Origin of the sequence: Paraneptunicella aestuarii (genome assembly GCF_019900845.1) — a bacterium.
In the GTDB taxonomy this organism is placed as follows: domain Bacteria; phylum Pseudomonadota; class Gammaproteobacteria; order Enterobacterales; family Alteromonadaceae; genus Paraneptunicella; species Paraneptunicella aestuarii.
This window is the reverse complement of sequence record NZ_CP074570.1, coordinates 1,175,378-1,191,843: the sequence shown is the minus strand read 5'-3', so window position 1 is coordinate 1,191,843 and position 16,466 is coordinate 1,175,378. Positions and strand designations below refer to the sequence as shown.

Sequence of the window (16,466 nt, the reverse complement as noted above, 5' to 3'; positions counted from 1 at the left end):
GGCTGCCATATCGGCGATGAAGACTACAACATTCCAACCACGACTAATGAAATTTTAAACTTACCTGCTCAGGACTTAACAGTTGCTTAAGCTCATGCAGCAGTTGGTCTTCAGGAACCAGATACCACATTGCCCCAACATTCAAAACCGCCTCGGCATCCTCATGCATGTACTTGATAGAAACGGGACAAGCGCCGTTTCTATAGTTCTGCATAATTGCCTGTAGCTTTTGAATATTACCTGGCTCAATCCAGGCGTCGTCCAAAGTCAGTTGAATACGTTTCAAGTATTTTTCTCGTGCCTTGATATTATCCATTGCTTCGCGCACTGTGATGGTATGACCACCAGAAAAATCATCAAAACTGACAGAGCCGCTGACCACCAGCACTTTATCTGTCTGTAAAATCTCTTCGTATTTTTCAAAATCATCCGGGAAAAAGCGCGCATCAACCCGGGCACTCTTATCATCCAATGTCACAATCGCCCAACGCCGCCCTTTTTTATTCACTAACACACGAACCGACAACACCAAGCCTACCGCAGTAATGTTACCGTCTCGTGCTGTGGGTTTAAGATCCACCAAACGGCCAGAACAATAATGCTTAATTTCATCGCGATATTGGTTGATAGGATGCCCGGTCAAATACAGACCCAAGGTTTCCTTTTCACCATCCAGCCATTGTTTCTCCGGCCATTCAGGTACATCAACGAAAGTAGCAGACACATCTTCCGGTTCATTGGTCATCAAACCAAACATGTCTGATTGCCCGCAGGATTCGGCTTTTCTGTGTTGTTCTGCTGCAGCCAGCGCATCGGGCAAGGTTGCCATCAGTGCCGCACGATGAGGCCCGAGGTTATCCATAGCCCCCGCCAACACTAATTTTTCCAACACGCGTTTGTTTACGCGCTTCAATTCGACCTTGCCACAGAAATCAAATAAATCAGTGAAGAAACCATGAGTTTCACGCGCATGGATAATGGCTTCAATGGGGCCTTCACCGACGCCTTTAATCGCACCGATTCCATAAACAATCTGGCCGTCATCATTCACCGAAAACTTGTATTTACCGGTATTCAAATCAGGCGGTAACACTTCCAGTCCCATACGCTGGCATTCATCAACCAAAGTAACGATTTTGTCAGTGTTATCCATATCAGCAGACATTACCGCAGCCATAAACTCAGCCGGATAATGTGCCTTTAACCACAATGTTTGATAGGAAACCAGGGCATAAGCTGCAGAGTGAGATTTGTTAAACCCGTATCCCGCGAACTTCTCTACCAGGTCGAAGATCTTCATCGCCAATTCGGGGTCGATGTTGTTATTCTGCGAACCTTCCTGAAAGACAGCCCGTTGTTTTGCCATCTCTTCCGGCTTTTTCTTACCCATGGCTCGGCGCAGCAAGTCGGCGCCGCCGAGGCTGTAACCCGCCATGACCTGGGCAATCTGCATAACCTGCTCTTGATACAGGATGATGCCGTAAGTGGGCTGCAAAATTTCTTGCAAGCACTCGTGCTGATACTGGGCATCCGGATAGGAAATCGCCTCACGACCATGCTTACGGTCGATGAAGTTATCTACCATGCCCGACTGCAATGGCCCCGGTCGGAACAAGGCCACCAAAGCGATAATATCTTCAAAATTATCCGGACGCAGACGCTTAACCAGATCTTTCATACCGCGAGATTCCAACTGGAATACCGCGGTTGTTTCAGCACGCTGTAACATGCCAAAGCTTTCTTTGTCGTCCAATGGAATGGCGGAAATATCGATCTCTTTACCACGCCCTTCCAGGATCATGTCCAATGCCCACTGGATAATGGTCAATGTGCGTAATCCCAAGAAGTCGAACTTTACCAAGCCGGCGGTTTCAACGTCGTTCTTATCGAATTGTGTCACCGGGTTTTTACCCTGATCATCACAATACAAAGGCGAGAAGTCAGTGATCTTGGTTGGCGCAATAACCACGCCCCCGGCGTGTTTACCTGCGTTACGTACCACACCTTCGAGTGTGCGTGCCATATCAATCAGGTCACGGACTTCTTCGTCCTGCTCATACACTTCGGGTAAACGCGGCTCAACTTCAAATGCCTTTGCCAGAGTCATACCCGGATCACCCGGGATCAGTTTGGAAATCTTATCAACGAAACCATAGGGATGACCCAAAACCCGGCCAACATCTCGCACTACCGCCTTGGCAGCCATGGTTCCAAAAGTAATGATCTGAGATACCGCATCACGCCCATACAAATCGGCAACGTGATCGATAACTTCATCGCGACGATCCATACAAAAATCGACGTCGAAGTCGGGCATGGAAACCCGCTCAGGGTTCAAGAATCGTTCGAATAGCAGATCGAATTCCAGCGGATCCAAATCAGTAATTTTTAATGCATACGCCACTAAAGAACCCGCACCCGAACCACGCCCAGGGCCAACCGGAATGCCGTGATCCTTACTCCACTGAATAAACTCCATAACGATCAGGAAGTAACCGGGGAATCCCATCTGGTTAATTACTTTAAGCTCAATATCTAAACGCTCATCATATTCAGGTCGTTTTTTGGCGCGCACTTCCGGATTCGGGAACAAGAACTCCAATCGCTCTTCCAAACCTTCCTGAGATTTCTTGACCAGAAAGTCTTCTTCGGTCAGATCTCCGGTTGGGCATTTAGGCAGGAAGTATTCCCCTAGCAATACCGTTACATTACAGCGCTTGGCAATTTCAACCGTATTGGCAATGGCTTCAGGAATATCTGAGAACAGCTCGGCCATTTCTTCCGGGCTGCGCATGTATTGCTGTTCTGAATACAACTTGGGACGTCGAGTATCGTCCAGGGTATAGCCGTCGTGGATACAGACACGAATTTCATGAGCTTCGAAATCTTCCTGGTTGTTAAAACACACTTCATTGGTCGCAACCACAGGTAAATCATTTTCAGCAGCCCACTCTACTGCGGCATGAAGATAATCTTCTTCACCCGCACGACCAGTACGGTGCAACTCAACGTAATAACGATCAGGAAAATGAGTTTTATAAAACTGAGTAATAGTGGCCGATTGCGCCATATTGCCTTTACGTAAGGCGACGCCCAAATCACCGTCTTTGGCTCCAGAGAGAACAATAACACCGTCGTTATGTTCAATAAGCCAATCAACATCAATCACGGCTCGTTCATTGATGTTGCCGCGTTGATAAGCTTTTGAAATCAACAAGGTGATGTTTTTGTAACCGTCATTATTCTGTGCCAATAACGTCAAGCGCGTCAGGTTTTCATCGGGCAACGCCGGGTCTTGCACCCAAAAATCCGCGCCAATAATTGGCTTTAATCCCATGCCATGTGCGGCACCGTAATACTTCACCAGACCACACATATTCATCTGGTCAGTAATAGCAATGGCGGGCATGTTCAATGATTTGGCTTTTGCCAGTATCGGCTTGACCTTATTCAGGCCATCGCACATGGAAAAATCACTGTGAACACGTAAATGCACGAACTCGACATTATGCATGGGACAAGTCCTCAGGTTGATTACCGTTTGCAGCCATCATATCCAACGCATTCTGAACTGGCCTGTAGCTGCGTCGATGTTCAGGCAGTACACCATGCAATTGCAGCATTTCCATATGAAATTTAGTTGGATAGCCTTTGTGTTTATCGAACCCAAAATCCGGGTATTTCTGATGCAATTCGACCATTTGTCGATCTCGATAAACCTTGGCAAGAATAGAAGCTGCCGAGATTTCTGCAACTGTACCGTCGCCTTTAACAATCGCTTCGCTTTTATAATCCCATTTAGGGCAACGGTTACCATCAACCCGAACAAAATCAGGTTGAATGGATAATGCTTGTACTGCGCGAGTCATTGCCAACATAGTCGCTTGCAGGATATTAAGTTGATCGATTTCTTCGTGGGTTGCTTTTCCAATTGCCCATGCAATAGCCACTTCTTTAATTTGAGGCTCTAGCAAATCACGCTTCTTTTCAGACAGCTTTTTGGAATCGGTTAAGCCTTCCAGACCATGGTTTTCGGGTAAAATTACCGCAGCAGTGACAACGTCACCCACCAATGGGCCTCGCCCAACTTCGTCAACTCCAGCAATGAGCATTGTGATTATTTTCCTTTTGCAATAAGTGATTGCACGGCAATAGCAGCCTGCTTGTCGGCATCTCGTTTCAGTGTCTCGTGCAATTGCGTAAAAGTGTCTATTAGATTAACGTTTTCCGATTGCATTTTTGGTAGTAAATACTGACATAAGGTATCGGGATTAACGTCTTCTTGCAGAAGTTCGGGAACCACTTCCCTACCCGCCAAAATGTTCGGTAACGAGAAATAATTCTGTTTGTATAAATATCCCATCATCCAGTGGGTCATAGGAGCCAATTTATAAGCCACCACCATAGGGCGCTTGCATAACATAGCTTCCAGCGTTGCCGTACCAGAAGCAAGCAACACGGCATTAGATGCGATCATCGCTTCTCTGGCTTGCCCGTCTAATAGAGTTAATTTAAATGAGAACGCTTTATCTACAAGATAGTCATCGATCTGTTGCTTACGCTGTGCATTCACCACAGGAACCAGCACATGCAACCCCGGCACAGATTGGCTGAGCTTTTCTGCCGTTTGCATGAAAATATCCAGCAATTTGGCAACTTCCCCACCACGGCTTCCCGGCAAGAGCGCAAGTACAGGCTCATCATGCGCGATATTAAGTTCATCGCGGGCAGCATTGCGATCCACCTGCAATGGAATTTGATCTGCCATGGTATGACCGATGAATTCTGCTTTCATCTGGTACTTGTGATAAATCTCAGGTTCAAAAGGAAATAAGCACAACACCAAATCAGCCGCTTTTTTGATTTTGTGTACCCGATTCTCACGCCACGCCCAAATAGTCGGGCTAACATAGTGAACGGTTTTAATGCCCCGTTTTTTAAGCTTGGTTTCCAAGCCCAAATTAAAATCGGGCGCGTCAATACCAATAAAAACATCTGGCGGGTTTTGCGTAAAATACTCGGTTAGTTGAGCACGGATTTGAAACAGACGACGAATGCGAGACAGGACTTCAACCAATCCCATTACCGATAATTCTTCCATATCAAACAGGGAGTTAAAGCCCTGTTTGATCATATTGGCACCACCAATGCCTTCAAATACAGCATTGGGATATTGTTTTTTGAGTTCTGCTAACAAACCTGAGCCGAGAATGTCTCCCGACACTTCACCGACTACTATTCCGATTCGCATAGGTTTGTCTGACATGGTGTTCCGCAGACTGTAGCCGGTTAGCGTAAAATACCGCGAGACGTATTGCTCAGGAAGTCAGCCAACAGCTTAACTTCTGGTACTTCCTCACCAACCTTCTGCAACTCAGGGATCACTTCCTGCAAGGTGTTACCACTACGATAAATCGCTTTATAGGCGCGTTTCACTGCCATGATGGTATCACTGCTTTTACCACGACGTTTTAACCCTTCTGAATTAATACCGTGAGGCTTGCCATCTTTACCCAACATGACATAAGGAGGCAGGTCTTTGAGGATAATACTGCCACCACCGGCGAAGCTATAAGCACCAATGTGACAGAATTGATGTACGCCGGACAATCCGCCCAAAATAGCACCATCACCAACATGTACGTGACCCGCAAGAGTACAAGCATTAGCAAAAATACAGCCGTCGCCAATCACACAGTCATGAGCGACATGGGCGTAGGCCATAAACAGGTTGTCACTGCCAATACGAGTGATGCCATTATCCTGCACTGTGCCACGGTGAACCGTCACAGATTCACGGAAAATATTGTTGTCTCCAATTTCCAGTTTGGTTTTTTCGCCAGCGAACTTTTTGTCCTGGCAATCTTCACCAATGGAGGCAAACTGGAAAATGCGATTGTTTTTGCCAATGGTCGTTGGCCCTTTAATCACAACGTGGGAATGGATCTGGCAATCGTCACCGATAACCACGTCTTCACCAACAATAGAGTAAGCACCAATGCTGACATTAGCGCCTATTTTGGCATCAGGATGAATAATGGCTGTTTCATGGATCACGTTTTACATCTTCCTCATTGCGCACATAAATTCAGCGCTACATGCTTCATTACCGTCAACACTGGCAACCCCCTGGAATTTCCAGATGCCACGTTTTTCTTTTATAAACTGAACGTCGAAGTCCAATCTATCACCAGGTACCACAGGTCGTTTGAAACGAGCCTTATCAATACCAGCATATAAATATAGATCGTCGCTATTTCCAGCGGTTTTGAAACCTAAAATACCCGCGGCCTGAGCTAAGGCTTCTAAAATAAGCACGCCAGGGAAAATAGGTTTACCCGGAAAATGGCCAGTAAAGCAAGGCTCATTAAACGTAATATTCTTATACGCCTTTATCGACTCACCCAACTTTACTTCTGTTACTCTATCGACCAATAGCATTGGATAGCGATGTGGCAATAGTTCCAGAATTTCTTCAATCTCCACTGATTCAATGACTTCTGACAACGGAGTCTCTCCTCTTTAATACCTTCTAATAATAGGACAGCTAACATGGATAGGCTGAATGGAATTTGGCGATGTGACACCAGAGCAGGCTTATTCACCTGCCGATGTGTTGCCGGATTCTTCGAGCGCCTTGATCCGGGACTTAAGGGAATCCAGATTGCGCAAAGCGACCATGCTTCTACGCCATTCATTGTTCTTCATGACTGGAATTCCCGAAGAGTAAACTCCCGGTTCTTTAATATCTTTGGTAACCATTGCAAATCCAGTAAAGGTTACCTTGTCAGCGACTTCTATGTGTCCATTGATGCCAACCATGCCAGCAATGACACAGTATTTTCCGATATTCGAACTACCTGCAATAACAGTACATCCAGCTATAGCTGTGTGATCACCTATCACAACGTTATGTGCAATTTGACATAAGTTGTCGATAATAACCCCATTACCAACCACAGTATCATCCAGCGCACCGCGATCAATACATGTATTTGCGCCAATTTCCGTATTGTTACCTATGACAACTCGCCCCAGTTGAGGGATCTTCAACCAGTTACCCGCGTCATTGGCATATCCAAAGCCATCAGACCCAATTACTGCGCCTGATTGAAACAAACAATGTTCACCAATCAATGATTCATGATAAACCGTCACGTTTGCCCACAATTTCGTCCCTTGGCCAATTCGAGCATTTTTTCCAATAAAACACCCAGCGCCAATTTCAACATTGTCACCGATAACAGCCCCATCTTCGATCACTGAGTTATGTCCTACGGAAACATTGTTTCCTAATTGAGCACTCGATGAAATAGATGCTGATGACGCAATGGAATCGGCAGCTTTAGGCGTGGTATCCAACAATTGGCTTATACGCGCAAATCCAGCATAAGGATTGTCCATCACCAAAGCAGCACATGGACAATGCTCCAGATCTCCGCTCTTAATGATAACAGCGGAAGCCTTCGTTTCGGAAAGCTGGCTACGGTATTTGCTATTGGATAAAAATGAAATCTGACCACTTGTCGCGCTCGCCAGAGTTGCAATGGTGCTCACCTCAATCGTTGAGTCACCTTCAACTCTGGCCCCTACGCGCTCTGCGAGGTCAGCCAAGGTATATGTTGGCATAGTAATGTCGTTGTTCGCTTTTAAATTAACATTTTAATTATTTAATTTTGCTAACGCGCTCAACCACTTTTCTGGACAAATCCTGACTTTCGTCAATGTATACAACAGCGCCAGCATTCAAGATGATGTCATATTTTTCATCAGCAGCGATCGCATCGATAGTTTGCTTAATCAATGCCATCAACTTATTACGCTCTTCGCCAAAACGCCCTTGCATTTTCTGTTGTAGAGCCTGGCCTTTTTCAGCATATTCCTGACGTTGCTTAAGAATTTTCTCTTCCAACGTTTTCATTTCTTTTTCACTCATGGTAGCCGCATCACGCTTATGCTTTTCCATGTTGAATTTCAAATCACCTTCCAGTGTTTTCAATTCTTCAGTTTGATCTTTGAATTCTTCCGTAATGTCTTGCTGAATAGCAACCGCTTGAGGCAATGCCTGGAAGATCCCTTGCACATCGACAACACCAATCTTCTGATCAGCAGCTTGAGCCTGTGAAGCACCAACTAAAAGTAATGCAGCAGCAAAAAAAGTTTTATTAATAAGGTTCAAGAGTCCGCTCCTTAATTTTTAATCATTTTATAATTGGCTAGAGCTCTCAAAGAGCCCGCGCCGTAGTTTATCAAAATCAGCTTAAAATACTTGTCCAATATTGAACGAGAAGAATTTCACTTCGTCTCCTGAGCGTTCTTGTAATGCTCTGGAGAAGCTGAATACCATTGGCCCCATTGGTGATATCCATTGAATCGAAACCCCATAAGAAGAACGATACAGGGAAGGGTCACCAAAATCGATTAAACGCTCAGCCGAACGGGCATCTGTCGTTAAGTTTTTAAAATCATCGTAATTGAATTCTGTGTCCCAAACGTTACCAATATCAACAAACAAACTGGTACGCACAGAATTATCGTACTCTTCTGAGATAAATGGCGTTGGGAATATCAACTCCAATCCCCCCAAAGCCATAGCATTACCACCAATTGAACGCTCAGTAACGTACAGTTGATCGGACTCAGGATTCAAAACCACTGTAGACCCATCCGGTGCGGTAATCGTTTGTGGAACACGTTGAATACCTCTTGGGCCAACAGTGTTATTCTCAAATCCACGCAGAGTGTCGCTGCCGCCGGCGGTGAAGTTCTGGGTAAATGGCAGGAACTGATCTTTACCGTTGATGCTACCATAGCCATTACCATAACCTAATCTTAAGCGGGTCAGGAACGACCAGCGTTGATCATCCGATAACGGGAAGTAGAAACGGGTATCCAATTCGGCCTTATAGTAATTGGCATCAGAATTAGGTGTTGAAGCACTTAAGCTAACACGCTGTGTAGAACCCGCTGTTGGGAACATACCACGGTTCAGCGTTGAACGGCTCCACGCAGCAGAAGCCAGGAAAGTTTCATACTTGATCGGCGCATCCGGGTCATTCGGGTCAGCAAACAAATTATAGAAACGACTGGTTTGAATGTAGGTGTCACGCTGTGACAATTCTTCATTACGATAAGTCAAACCAAAACTTAAACGGTTGAATTCGTTAATCGGGAAGCCAAAATTACCACCTATCGCGTAAGTTTTGGTGTTGTATCGAATCAGGTTTACGTTACCTGCATCCAACTCACTGTACGACAAACTACCACCCAAACTGATACCATCAATGGTGAAATAAGGGTCGTTATAGGTGATTGCTGCGCGCTTTTGATAACGGTTAGTGTTAACGTTAAATCCAACCTGCTTACCGGTTCCAAGGAAGTTGTCTTGCTGAACACCGGCCTGCAAACTCAAACCAGAACGGTCACCATAACCAATACCTGCGTTGAATGAACCTGACGGCTGTTCTTTAACCTTGAATTGAACATCAACCTGATCGTCACTATTAGGCAGGCGAATCGTTTCAAATTCCGCTTCTTCAATAAAGTTCAAACGACGGGTAATGTTAGCTTTGGAACCTTCCAGTGCCGTATTTGATAACCAGGCACCTTCCATCTGAGTCACTTCACGGCGCAACACTTCATCAGAAGTAACGGCGTGTCCTGAGAAATTAACACGGCGCACATAAATACGTTTTCCAGGATCAACAGACAAGGTCAGTTTTACCGTTTTATCTTCTTCGTTAATGTCAGGAATAGTGGTTACGGTTGGATAAGCATAGCCAAAACGACCAAAATACTTGCTGATAAACTCTTCGGTATAAGTGATTTTGGCCTGATTAAACAGTTCGCCTTCAACGATGGGCATAATGGCCGCGATGGTTTGCTCGTGTCCCAGCAAGTCACCAGACAGCTCCACACCGGACACATTATACTGTTCACCTTCGGTGATATTCAGGGTGATATAAACGCCTTTTTTGTCTGGCGTCATGGATACCTGAGTTGAATCCAGGTTGTATTTAAGATAACCGCGATCCATGTAATAGCTACGCAGGGTTTCGATATCACCTTCCAGCGTTTGCTTCTGATAGCGGGTTTCAGACAAGAAGTCCCACCACGGCGTATCAAAATCCAGCTCAAAGGTTTTAAACAATTCGTCATCGGAGAAGGTTTCATTACCCACAATGTTGATTTGCTCGATCTCGGCAGCATCACCTTCTTCAAACAGGAATTTAAGGTCAACACGGTTACGAGGGAGAGGGGTAACAATGGCAGAAACGTCAGCGTTATATTTACCAACACTATAGAAGAAATCCTTCAAGCCATTTTCGATATTGGTCAATACGGTTTTATCTAACGGTTCACCAACACGAATATTGTTGCCGTCAAGGCTGTCCTGCAACTGTTCATCTTTAATATCATCATTACCTTCGAAAATGACATTACTGATAGTTGGACGCTCTTTTACCTTGATGATCATGGTATCGCCGTCGCGTAACACTTCAATTTTTTCAAAGTGACTGGACGAATAGAGGGAACGAATTAACTGGGAAATCCTGAAACTGTTAACGGGATCACCGACTTTGACCGGGATATAGGTTAACGCTGCACCAAGTGCAACACGTTGTAAACCTTCAATCTTGATATCCTGGATCACAAACTCGCTGGATCCAGCCGCTTGCGCCCTGATCCCTGTACACAGCAACACCATGGCTGCAGCAAAACGAAAAAACTTCATTTATTTATTTTTATCCAATCAAAAGTTGTTGAATCACGTAGTAAATCTACTCGTTGAGCTCGACGGATAATCGCTTGGAATACCCCTAATCACTCCTGTCCCACCAGAGACCATCTAAAGCCGCATAATATCATTAACAATGGCAATCGCCATTAGCGCCAATAGTAACACGCCGCCGATACGAAAACCTATTTCCTGAATATGTTCCGGCACAGGCTTGCCCCGCAAAAGCTCTATAAAATAATAGAGTAAGTGTCCACCATCAAGCACTGGTAAAGGTAACAGGTTGATTATGCCCAAATTGACACTAATCAATGCCAAAAAGCTCAGAAAATAAACAACACCGTAACCCGCACTTGCGCCCGCTCCTTGAGCAATAGAAATGGGCCCACTCAAGTTATTCAATGAAACGTCGCCACTGAGTAGCTTACCAATCATTTCCAAACTTAAGGTAATAAGGCGCCAGGTTTTACCCAAGGCTTCGCCAAATGCTTCAAAAATCCCATATTTATGGGTAAAGCGATATTGCTCAGGCCAAGGTTCAGCAGTAGGTAGTACACCAAGATAACCGCGGGAATTATCTTGCGGATGAGTACCGACAGCAACCATTAATGCAGCAGGTTTATTATCTCTCTCCACCATTAGGCCGATAGTCGCCCCCGGGCGAGCGGAAACATACTCCACTATTTGTTCCCAATTTTCGATAGTAGTTCCATCAATTTCGATAATTTTGTCATTTACTTGCATTCCTGCTCGTTCTGCAGGCGAATTTTTGTCAACCAGACCAATCATAGTGGTAATTTTTGGTCGATAAGGTTCAATACCCAAATAGGTCAATGCCGATTCTTTACCGGGATCAAACTGCCATTCTGATACTCGTAATGAATAAGTGCTACTGGAAAAGGTTCCGGGTGACTGAGCTGAGACTAAAATTTGAGGTTCACCAATATGAGACACCAATTCATAGTTAACCGCTTCCCAATCCTTGGTTTCCTTACCATCGATGGCAACAATTTCAACATTACGCGGCAGACCGGAAGCAGCAGCAATAGAGCCGGGCTTAATAGCGCCCACAATAGGCTTCACGGTATCAACGCCAATCAGGTAAACCAGGTACATGGCAAAAACAGCAAAAATCAGATTCACCAAAGGGCCAGCCGCCATCACTGCGATTTTCTGCCCCACGGTTTTGCTATTAAAGGTCATATGTCTTTCAGAGTCGGAGACATCATCGACGCGCTCGTCGAGCATACGAACATAACCACCAAGAGGAATGGCGGCTAACACAAAGCGAGTGCCCAATCGATCGACACGACTCCATAGAGGCTTGCCGAACCCGATACTAAATTGCTGAACCTTGATGCCACAACGTCGAGCCACCCAAAAATGTCCCCATTCGTGGACGGCAATTAAGATCCCAATCCCCAAAACGAAAAAGACGGCATTCCAGAGGAAAGCTAACATTTAAAGCCCCTCCAAGACTCGATTCGCCAGCTCACGGCTTTGCAAATCATAAGCGACAACTTCATCAATATTAGAAAGTACATGTGACGCACTTTTCTCAAGAACTTCGTTGTTAATACGCGCAATATCCAAAAATGTAATTCGCCCATCTAAAAAAGCAGCTACAGAAATTTCGTTAGCGGCATTTAAGGCTGTACTTGCCCATTGACCGGCTTCGACAGCATCAATTGCCAACTTCAAATTAGGAAAGCGTTCGAAATCTGGCGGTAAGAATTCCAGAGAAGCCAAAGTGGTAAAATCTAACGGCGCAACGCCTGAATCAATACGCTCAGGGAAAGCCATAACATGCGCAATGGGAATTCTCATATCAGATTGCCCCATTTGTGCTAAAACCGAACCGTCCTGATACTGAACCATTGAGTGGATTGTACTTTGGGGATGGATCACAACCTGAATTAATTCTTTTGGTACGCCAAACAACCAATGCGCTTCAATAAACTCCAAGCCTTTATTCATCATGGTGGCTGAGTCTACTGAGATTTTGCGCCCCATATCCCAGTTAGGGTGGGCACAAGCTTGCTCTGGCGTGACATGTTGCAATTCCGCCATAGGCGTTTTTAAAAAAGGCCCACCGGAACCGGTTAACAATATTTTGGCGATACCTAATTGCGACCAATCTCGATGTTCACAAAAGCTCGCCGGAAGACACTGAAAAATAGCGTTGTGTTCTGAATCGACCGGCAATAGCAATGCCTTATGTTTCATCACTGCCTGCATGAATAAATCACCAGACATCACCAAGGCTTCTTTGTTTGCCAGCAGGATCTTCTTACCTGCACATGCCGCCGCATAAGTTGGAGCCAATCCAGCTGCACCGACAATAGCCGCCATAACAGTGTCGACTTCAGGTAAACTGGCAACCGTGATTAAACCATCTTGCCCCACGAGTACCTTGGCACTCAATCCCTCTTCTGCCAAGCCAGAGGCTAACAGTGAATAATCATCGGGATTAGCACAAACAACATAATCAGGTTTGAATTCCACTGCCTGTTTGACCAGTTCATCAATTTGACGATTCGCGGTCAAGGCAACAATATTGAATCTGTCAGGATGGCGTCTTACGACATCCAGCGTACTCTTCCCAATCGAACCGGTTGCACCTAAAACACAAAGATTTTGCATTAAGCCATCCAGGACACGTAGCAAAGAGCAAAAATAGGAAAGGCTGCGGTTAGGCTATCAATTCGGTCTAACAAACCACCATGCCCCGGCAATAAAGTACCGCTGTCTTTACAGCCTGCACAGCGTTTAAACATGCTTTCGTTCAAGTCACCCAATGCAGACACAGCCACCGTTAAACCGCCCACCAGCAAGTGCGCCCATATACGGCTGGTATCAACCTGATAATGTAAGGCTGCGAAACCGATAATGGCAGAAGATGCCATAATGCCGCCAAATAAGCCTTCCAGCGTTTTTCCGGGAGAGACATTCGGCCTTAATTTATGACGACCAAATTTCACGCCCACAAAGAAAGCGCCAATATCCGCAGCCCAGACAATACCCAGCACATAAAAAATCAACGAAGCACCATATAAAGGTTCAACATCATAAAGACTGGTACGCAAGGTAACGATAGCCACCCAGGTAGGAATGAGGGTTAATATGCCAAACAAACCACGCAATATTACGCTGTTACGCCAAAAAGCACTGCACTTGGGGTAAGCTATAATCATCCCTAAAGAAACTAGCCACCAGCAAGCGGCAATCTGCAAAATTAAGTTAAAGAGGGGATTAAGCAGTCCTTGTGACCAGATGTGTTCGATGGGAACAACATAACCTAAAACAAGGCAGCCTCCGAAGGTAATGGCGGCATAAATGAATTTCGATACGCTGGTTGTTAAACCGGTTAGATTCGCCCACTCCCAGGCTCCCAGTGCAACGACAAGGGCAATCGCCATTTCGAAGCCCTGAAGTGGTAAAAATAGAATGGCAATTAGTGCCAAAGGCGCGAGTATCAGCGCTGTTATTATACGTTGTTTTAGCAACCTGGATTCCTCACGTTATTTGCTATTGACCTGCTCGTTCAGCATTCCGTAGCGACGTTGACGACTTTGAAATTCATCAATCGCCAGTTGAAATGCATCTTCGTCAAAATCAGGCCACAGTGTATTCGTGAAGTACAATTCTGCATAGGCTATGTGCCAAAGTAAAAAGTTGCTTATACGCTGATCACCTCCAGTCCTAATCAACAAATCCACATCGGGTTGCCCAGCTAATGAGGTTTGTTGTTCAAAAACAGATTCATCAATAGCGTCGATGTCGATTAATCCTTCCTTCACGGATTTAATCAGATTCTTGCAACTATTCACCATTTCCCACTTACCACCGTAATTGGCAGCAATATTCAGGGTAAGCGAGGTGTTATCTTTTGTTAGCTCTTCGGCAGCCATGATCTTGTTCACCAACTTGGTGTCAAAGCGAGAGATGTCACCTATCACACGCAGCCGAACATCATTTTTATGCAGCTTTTTAACTTCACTACCCAGCACAAGGTTGAATAGTTCCATTAAGGTACTCACTTCCTGAACAGGACGTAGCCAATTTTCGCTGCTGAAAGCAAATAGAGTTAATGATTCAATATTATGCTTACGACAATAGCGAACGGAGCTGCGCACTGATTCAACCCCGGCTTTATGCCCGAAAGTGCGCAACTTCCCTTTTTGTTTGGCCCAGCGTCCATTACCGTCCATGATAATGGCCACATGACGTGGCATTGTAGAATTACTCATCGAGAAAAATACAGCGACTAAATTTCCATTAGTTCTTTTTCTTTTATCGCCAACAGATCATCAACATGCTTGATATTAGCGTCTGTTAGCTTCTGAATCACTTCTTCGCCTTTACGAGACTCATCTTCCGAGATCTCTTTTTCCTTCAACAATTCTTTCAAGTCGTTGTTGGCATCACGGCGAATACTACGAATACCTACACGGCCTTGCTCTGCTTCACCACGAACCACTTTAATCAGATCTTTACGGCGTTCTTCAGTCAGCGGCGGCATAGGGATACGCATTGTGGTGCCAGCAGAAATAGGGTTCAAGCCCAAATCCGACATCATGATGGCTTTTTCCACTGCCTGGGTCGCACTCTTATCGAATACAGTCAAAGCAAGGGTTCTGGAATCTTCAGCGATAACGTTAGCCAACTGTCTTAAAGGCGTGTCAGTACCATAGTAAGACACGACAATACTATCCAGGAGACTGGGATGTGCTCGTCCTGTACGAATTTTACTGAAATTACTTTTCAATGCCGCGATAGTTTTTTCCATGCGTTGTTCAGCATCAGATTTGATGTCATCAATCATTGCTCACCCCTTAATTATTCTGATTCATTGGTAATTAGAGTACCTACTGCTTCACCTTCTATTACTGCACGCAAACAGCCAGGTTTGTTCATATTGAACACACAAATAGGCAAATTGTGGTCTCTGGCAAGCGTAAATGCTGCCAAATCCATTACCTTTAATTCTTTTTCTAGAACTTGTTGATATCCCAAACGAGAATGTAACACTGCATTTGGGTTCTTCACCGGATCATCATCGTAAACGCCATCAACTTTAGTGGCCTTTAATACTGCGTCCGCTTCAATTTCGATACCGCGCAAACATGCCGCAGAATCGGTAGTAAAAAATGGATTACCTGTACCGGCAGAAAAAATAACAACCTTGCCTGCACGTAGTAAACTAATGGCCTCGGCCCAGTTATAAGAGTCGCACACACCATTCAAAGGTATTGCCGACATCAACCGGGCTCCAACATTTGCCCGGTGCAACGCATCTCGCATTGCCAGACCATTCATTACGGTTGCCAACATGCCCATGTGGTCACCTACCACACGATTCATACCGGCTTTGGCCAAACCTTCACCACGGAATAAGTTACCGCCCCCGATAACCAATCCTATTTGAACCCCTAATGCCAGAATATCCTTAATTTCAGAGGCCATTCGGTCTAGAACTTTAGGATCAATCCCAAAGCCTTCTTGACCCATAAGCGCTTCACCGCTCAATTTTAACAAAATACGATTGTATTTAGCTTTAGCATTTGCTTTGTTTTGTGCTGAATCGGCCATTGAATCGGATGTCCCCTTCACCAGATTACCGTTTAAAATGACGAGCTTGGTTAAGTAAAGCGCTAGTTATATATAACCACATCTTAACCCTGATTGAACCTAAACAGGCCAAATCAGTACCGCAATTACGAAAAGG

General features: G+C 45.1%; 14 protein-coding genes. All 14 read right to left on the bottom strand.

The window, feature by feature from the left end:
- Nucleotides 1-43: 43 nt before the first annotated feature.
- Nucleotides 44-3,514, bottom strand: coding sequence for a DNA polymerase III subunit alpha (gene dnaE / locus KIH87_RS04985; protein ID WP_232360437.1), 3,471 nt, complete (start codon nt 3,512-3,514; stop codon nt 44-46).
- On the bottom strand, nt 3,507-4,112 hold the full coding sequence (gene rnhB, locus KIH87_RS04980) for a ribonuclease HII (RefSeq protein WP_232360436.1): 606 nt from the start codon (nt 4,110-4,112) through the stop codon (nt 3,507-3,509). The genes dnaE and rnhB overlap by 8 nt, the downstream gene beginning before the upstream one ends.
- A gap of 5 nt (nt 4,113-4,117) precedes the next feature.
- The gene (gene lpxB / locus KIH87_RS04975) at nt 4,118-5,266 is read right to left on the bottom strand and encodes a lipid-A-disaccharide synthase (RefSeq protein WP_232360435.1); all 1,149 of its coding nucleotides are present in this window, start codon (nt 5,264-5,266) and stop codon (nt 4,118-4,120) included.
- 23 nt (nt 5,267-5,289) lie between these two features.
- Entirely contained in the window at nt 5,290-6,057 is a 768-nt protein-coding gene (lpxA, locus tag KIH87_RS04970; protein ID WP_232360434.1) for an acyl-ACP--UDP-N-acetylglucosamine O-acyltransferase, read from the bottom strand.
- 3 nt (nt 6,058-6,060) lie between these two features.
- Nucleotides 6,061-6,507 (bottom strand): 3-hydroxyacyl-ACP dehydratase FabZ, encoded by a 447-nt coding sequence (gene fabZ, locus KIH87_RS04965; RefSeq protein ID WP_232360433.1) that lies wholly within the window; start codon nt 6,505-6,507, stop codon nt 6,061-6,063.
- 90 nt (nt 6,508-6,597) lie between these two features.
- Entirely contained in the window at nt 6,598-7,629 is a 1,032-nt protein-coding gene (gene lpxD, locus KIH87_RS04960) for a UDP-3-O-(3-hydroxymyristoyl)glucosamine N-acyltransferase (protein WP_232360432.1), read from the bottom strand.
- Between the two features lie 37 nt (nt 7,630-7,666).
- Nucleotides 7,667-8,179 carry an OmpH family outer membrane protein gene (locus KIH87_RS04955; RefSeq protein WP_232360431.1) on the bottom strand — a complete coding sequence of 171 codons (513 nt, stop codon included), beginning with the start codon at nt 8,177-8,179 and terminating at the stop codon, nt 7,667-7,669.
- Between the two features lie 81 nt (nt 8,180-8,260).
- Nucleotides 8,261-10,735, bottom strand: coding sequence for an outer membrane protein assembly factor BamA (bamA, locus tag KIH87_RS04950; protein WP_232360430.1), 2,475 nt, complete (start codon nt 10,733-10,735; stop codon nt 8,261-8,263).
- A 114-nt stretch (nt 10,736-10,849) separates the two neighbouring features.
- A complete protein-coding gene (rseP, locus tag KIH87_RS04945) occupies nt 10,850-12,199 on the bottom strand; it encodes a sigma E protease regulator RseP (protein WP_232360429.1) in 1,350 nt (449 codons plus the stop codon).
- Nucleotides 12,200-13,381 carry a 1-deoxy-D-xylulose-5-phosphate reductoisomerase gene (ispC, locus tag KIH87_RS04940; RefSeq protein ID WP_232360428.1) on the bottom strand — a complete coding sequence of 394 codons (1,182 nt, stop codon included), beginning with the start codon at nt 13,379-13,381 and terminating at the stop codon, nt 12,200-12,202.
- Nucleotides 13,381-14,244 carry a phosphatidate cytidylyltransferase gene (locus KIH87_RS04935; RefSeq protein ID WP_232360427.1) on the bottom strand — a complete coding sequence of 288 codons (864 nt, stop codon included), beginning with the start codon at nt 14,242-14,244 and terminating at the stop codon, nt 13,381-13,383. The genes ispC and KIH87_RS04935 overlap by 1 nt, the downstream gene beginning before the upstream one ends.
- A 15-nt stretch (nt 14,245-14,259) precedes the next feature.
- Nucleotides 14,260-14,973, bottom strand: a complete 714-nt coding sequence (gene uppS / locus KIH87_RS04930) for a polyprenyl diphosphate synthase (protein WP_232360426.1) — start codon at nt 14,971-14,973, stop codon at nt 14,260-14,262.
- Nucleotides 14,974-15,005: 32 nt separating this feature from the next.
- The gene (gene frr, locus KIH87_RS04925) at nt 15,006-15,563 is read right to left on the bottom strand and encodes a ribosome recycling factor (protein ID WP_232360425.1); all 558 of its coding nucleotides are present in this window, start codon (nt 15,561-15,563) and stop codon (nt 15,006-15,008) included.
- Between the two features lie 14 nt (nt 15,564-15,577).
- Nucleotides 15,578-16,330, bottom strand: coding sequence for a UMP kinase (gene pyrH, locus KIH87_RS04920; RefSeq protein WP_232360424.1), 753 nt, complete (start codon nt 16,328-16,330; stop codon nt 15,578-15,580).
- Nucleotides 16,331-16,466 lie beyond the last annotated feature (136 nt).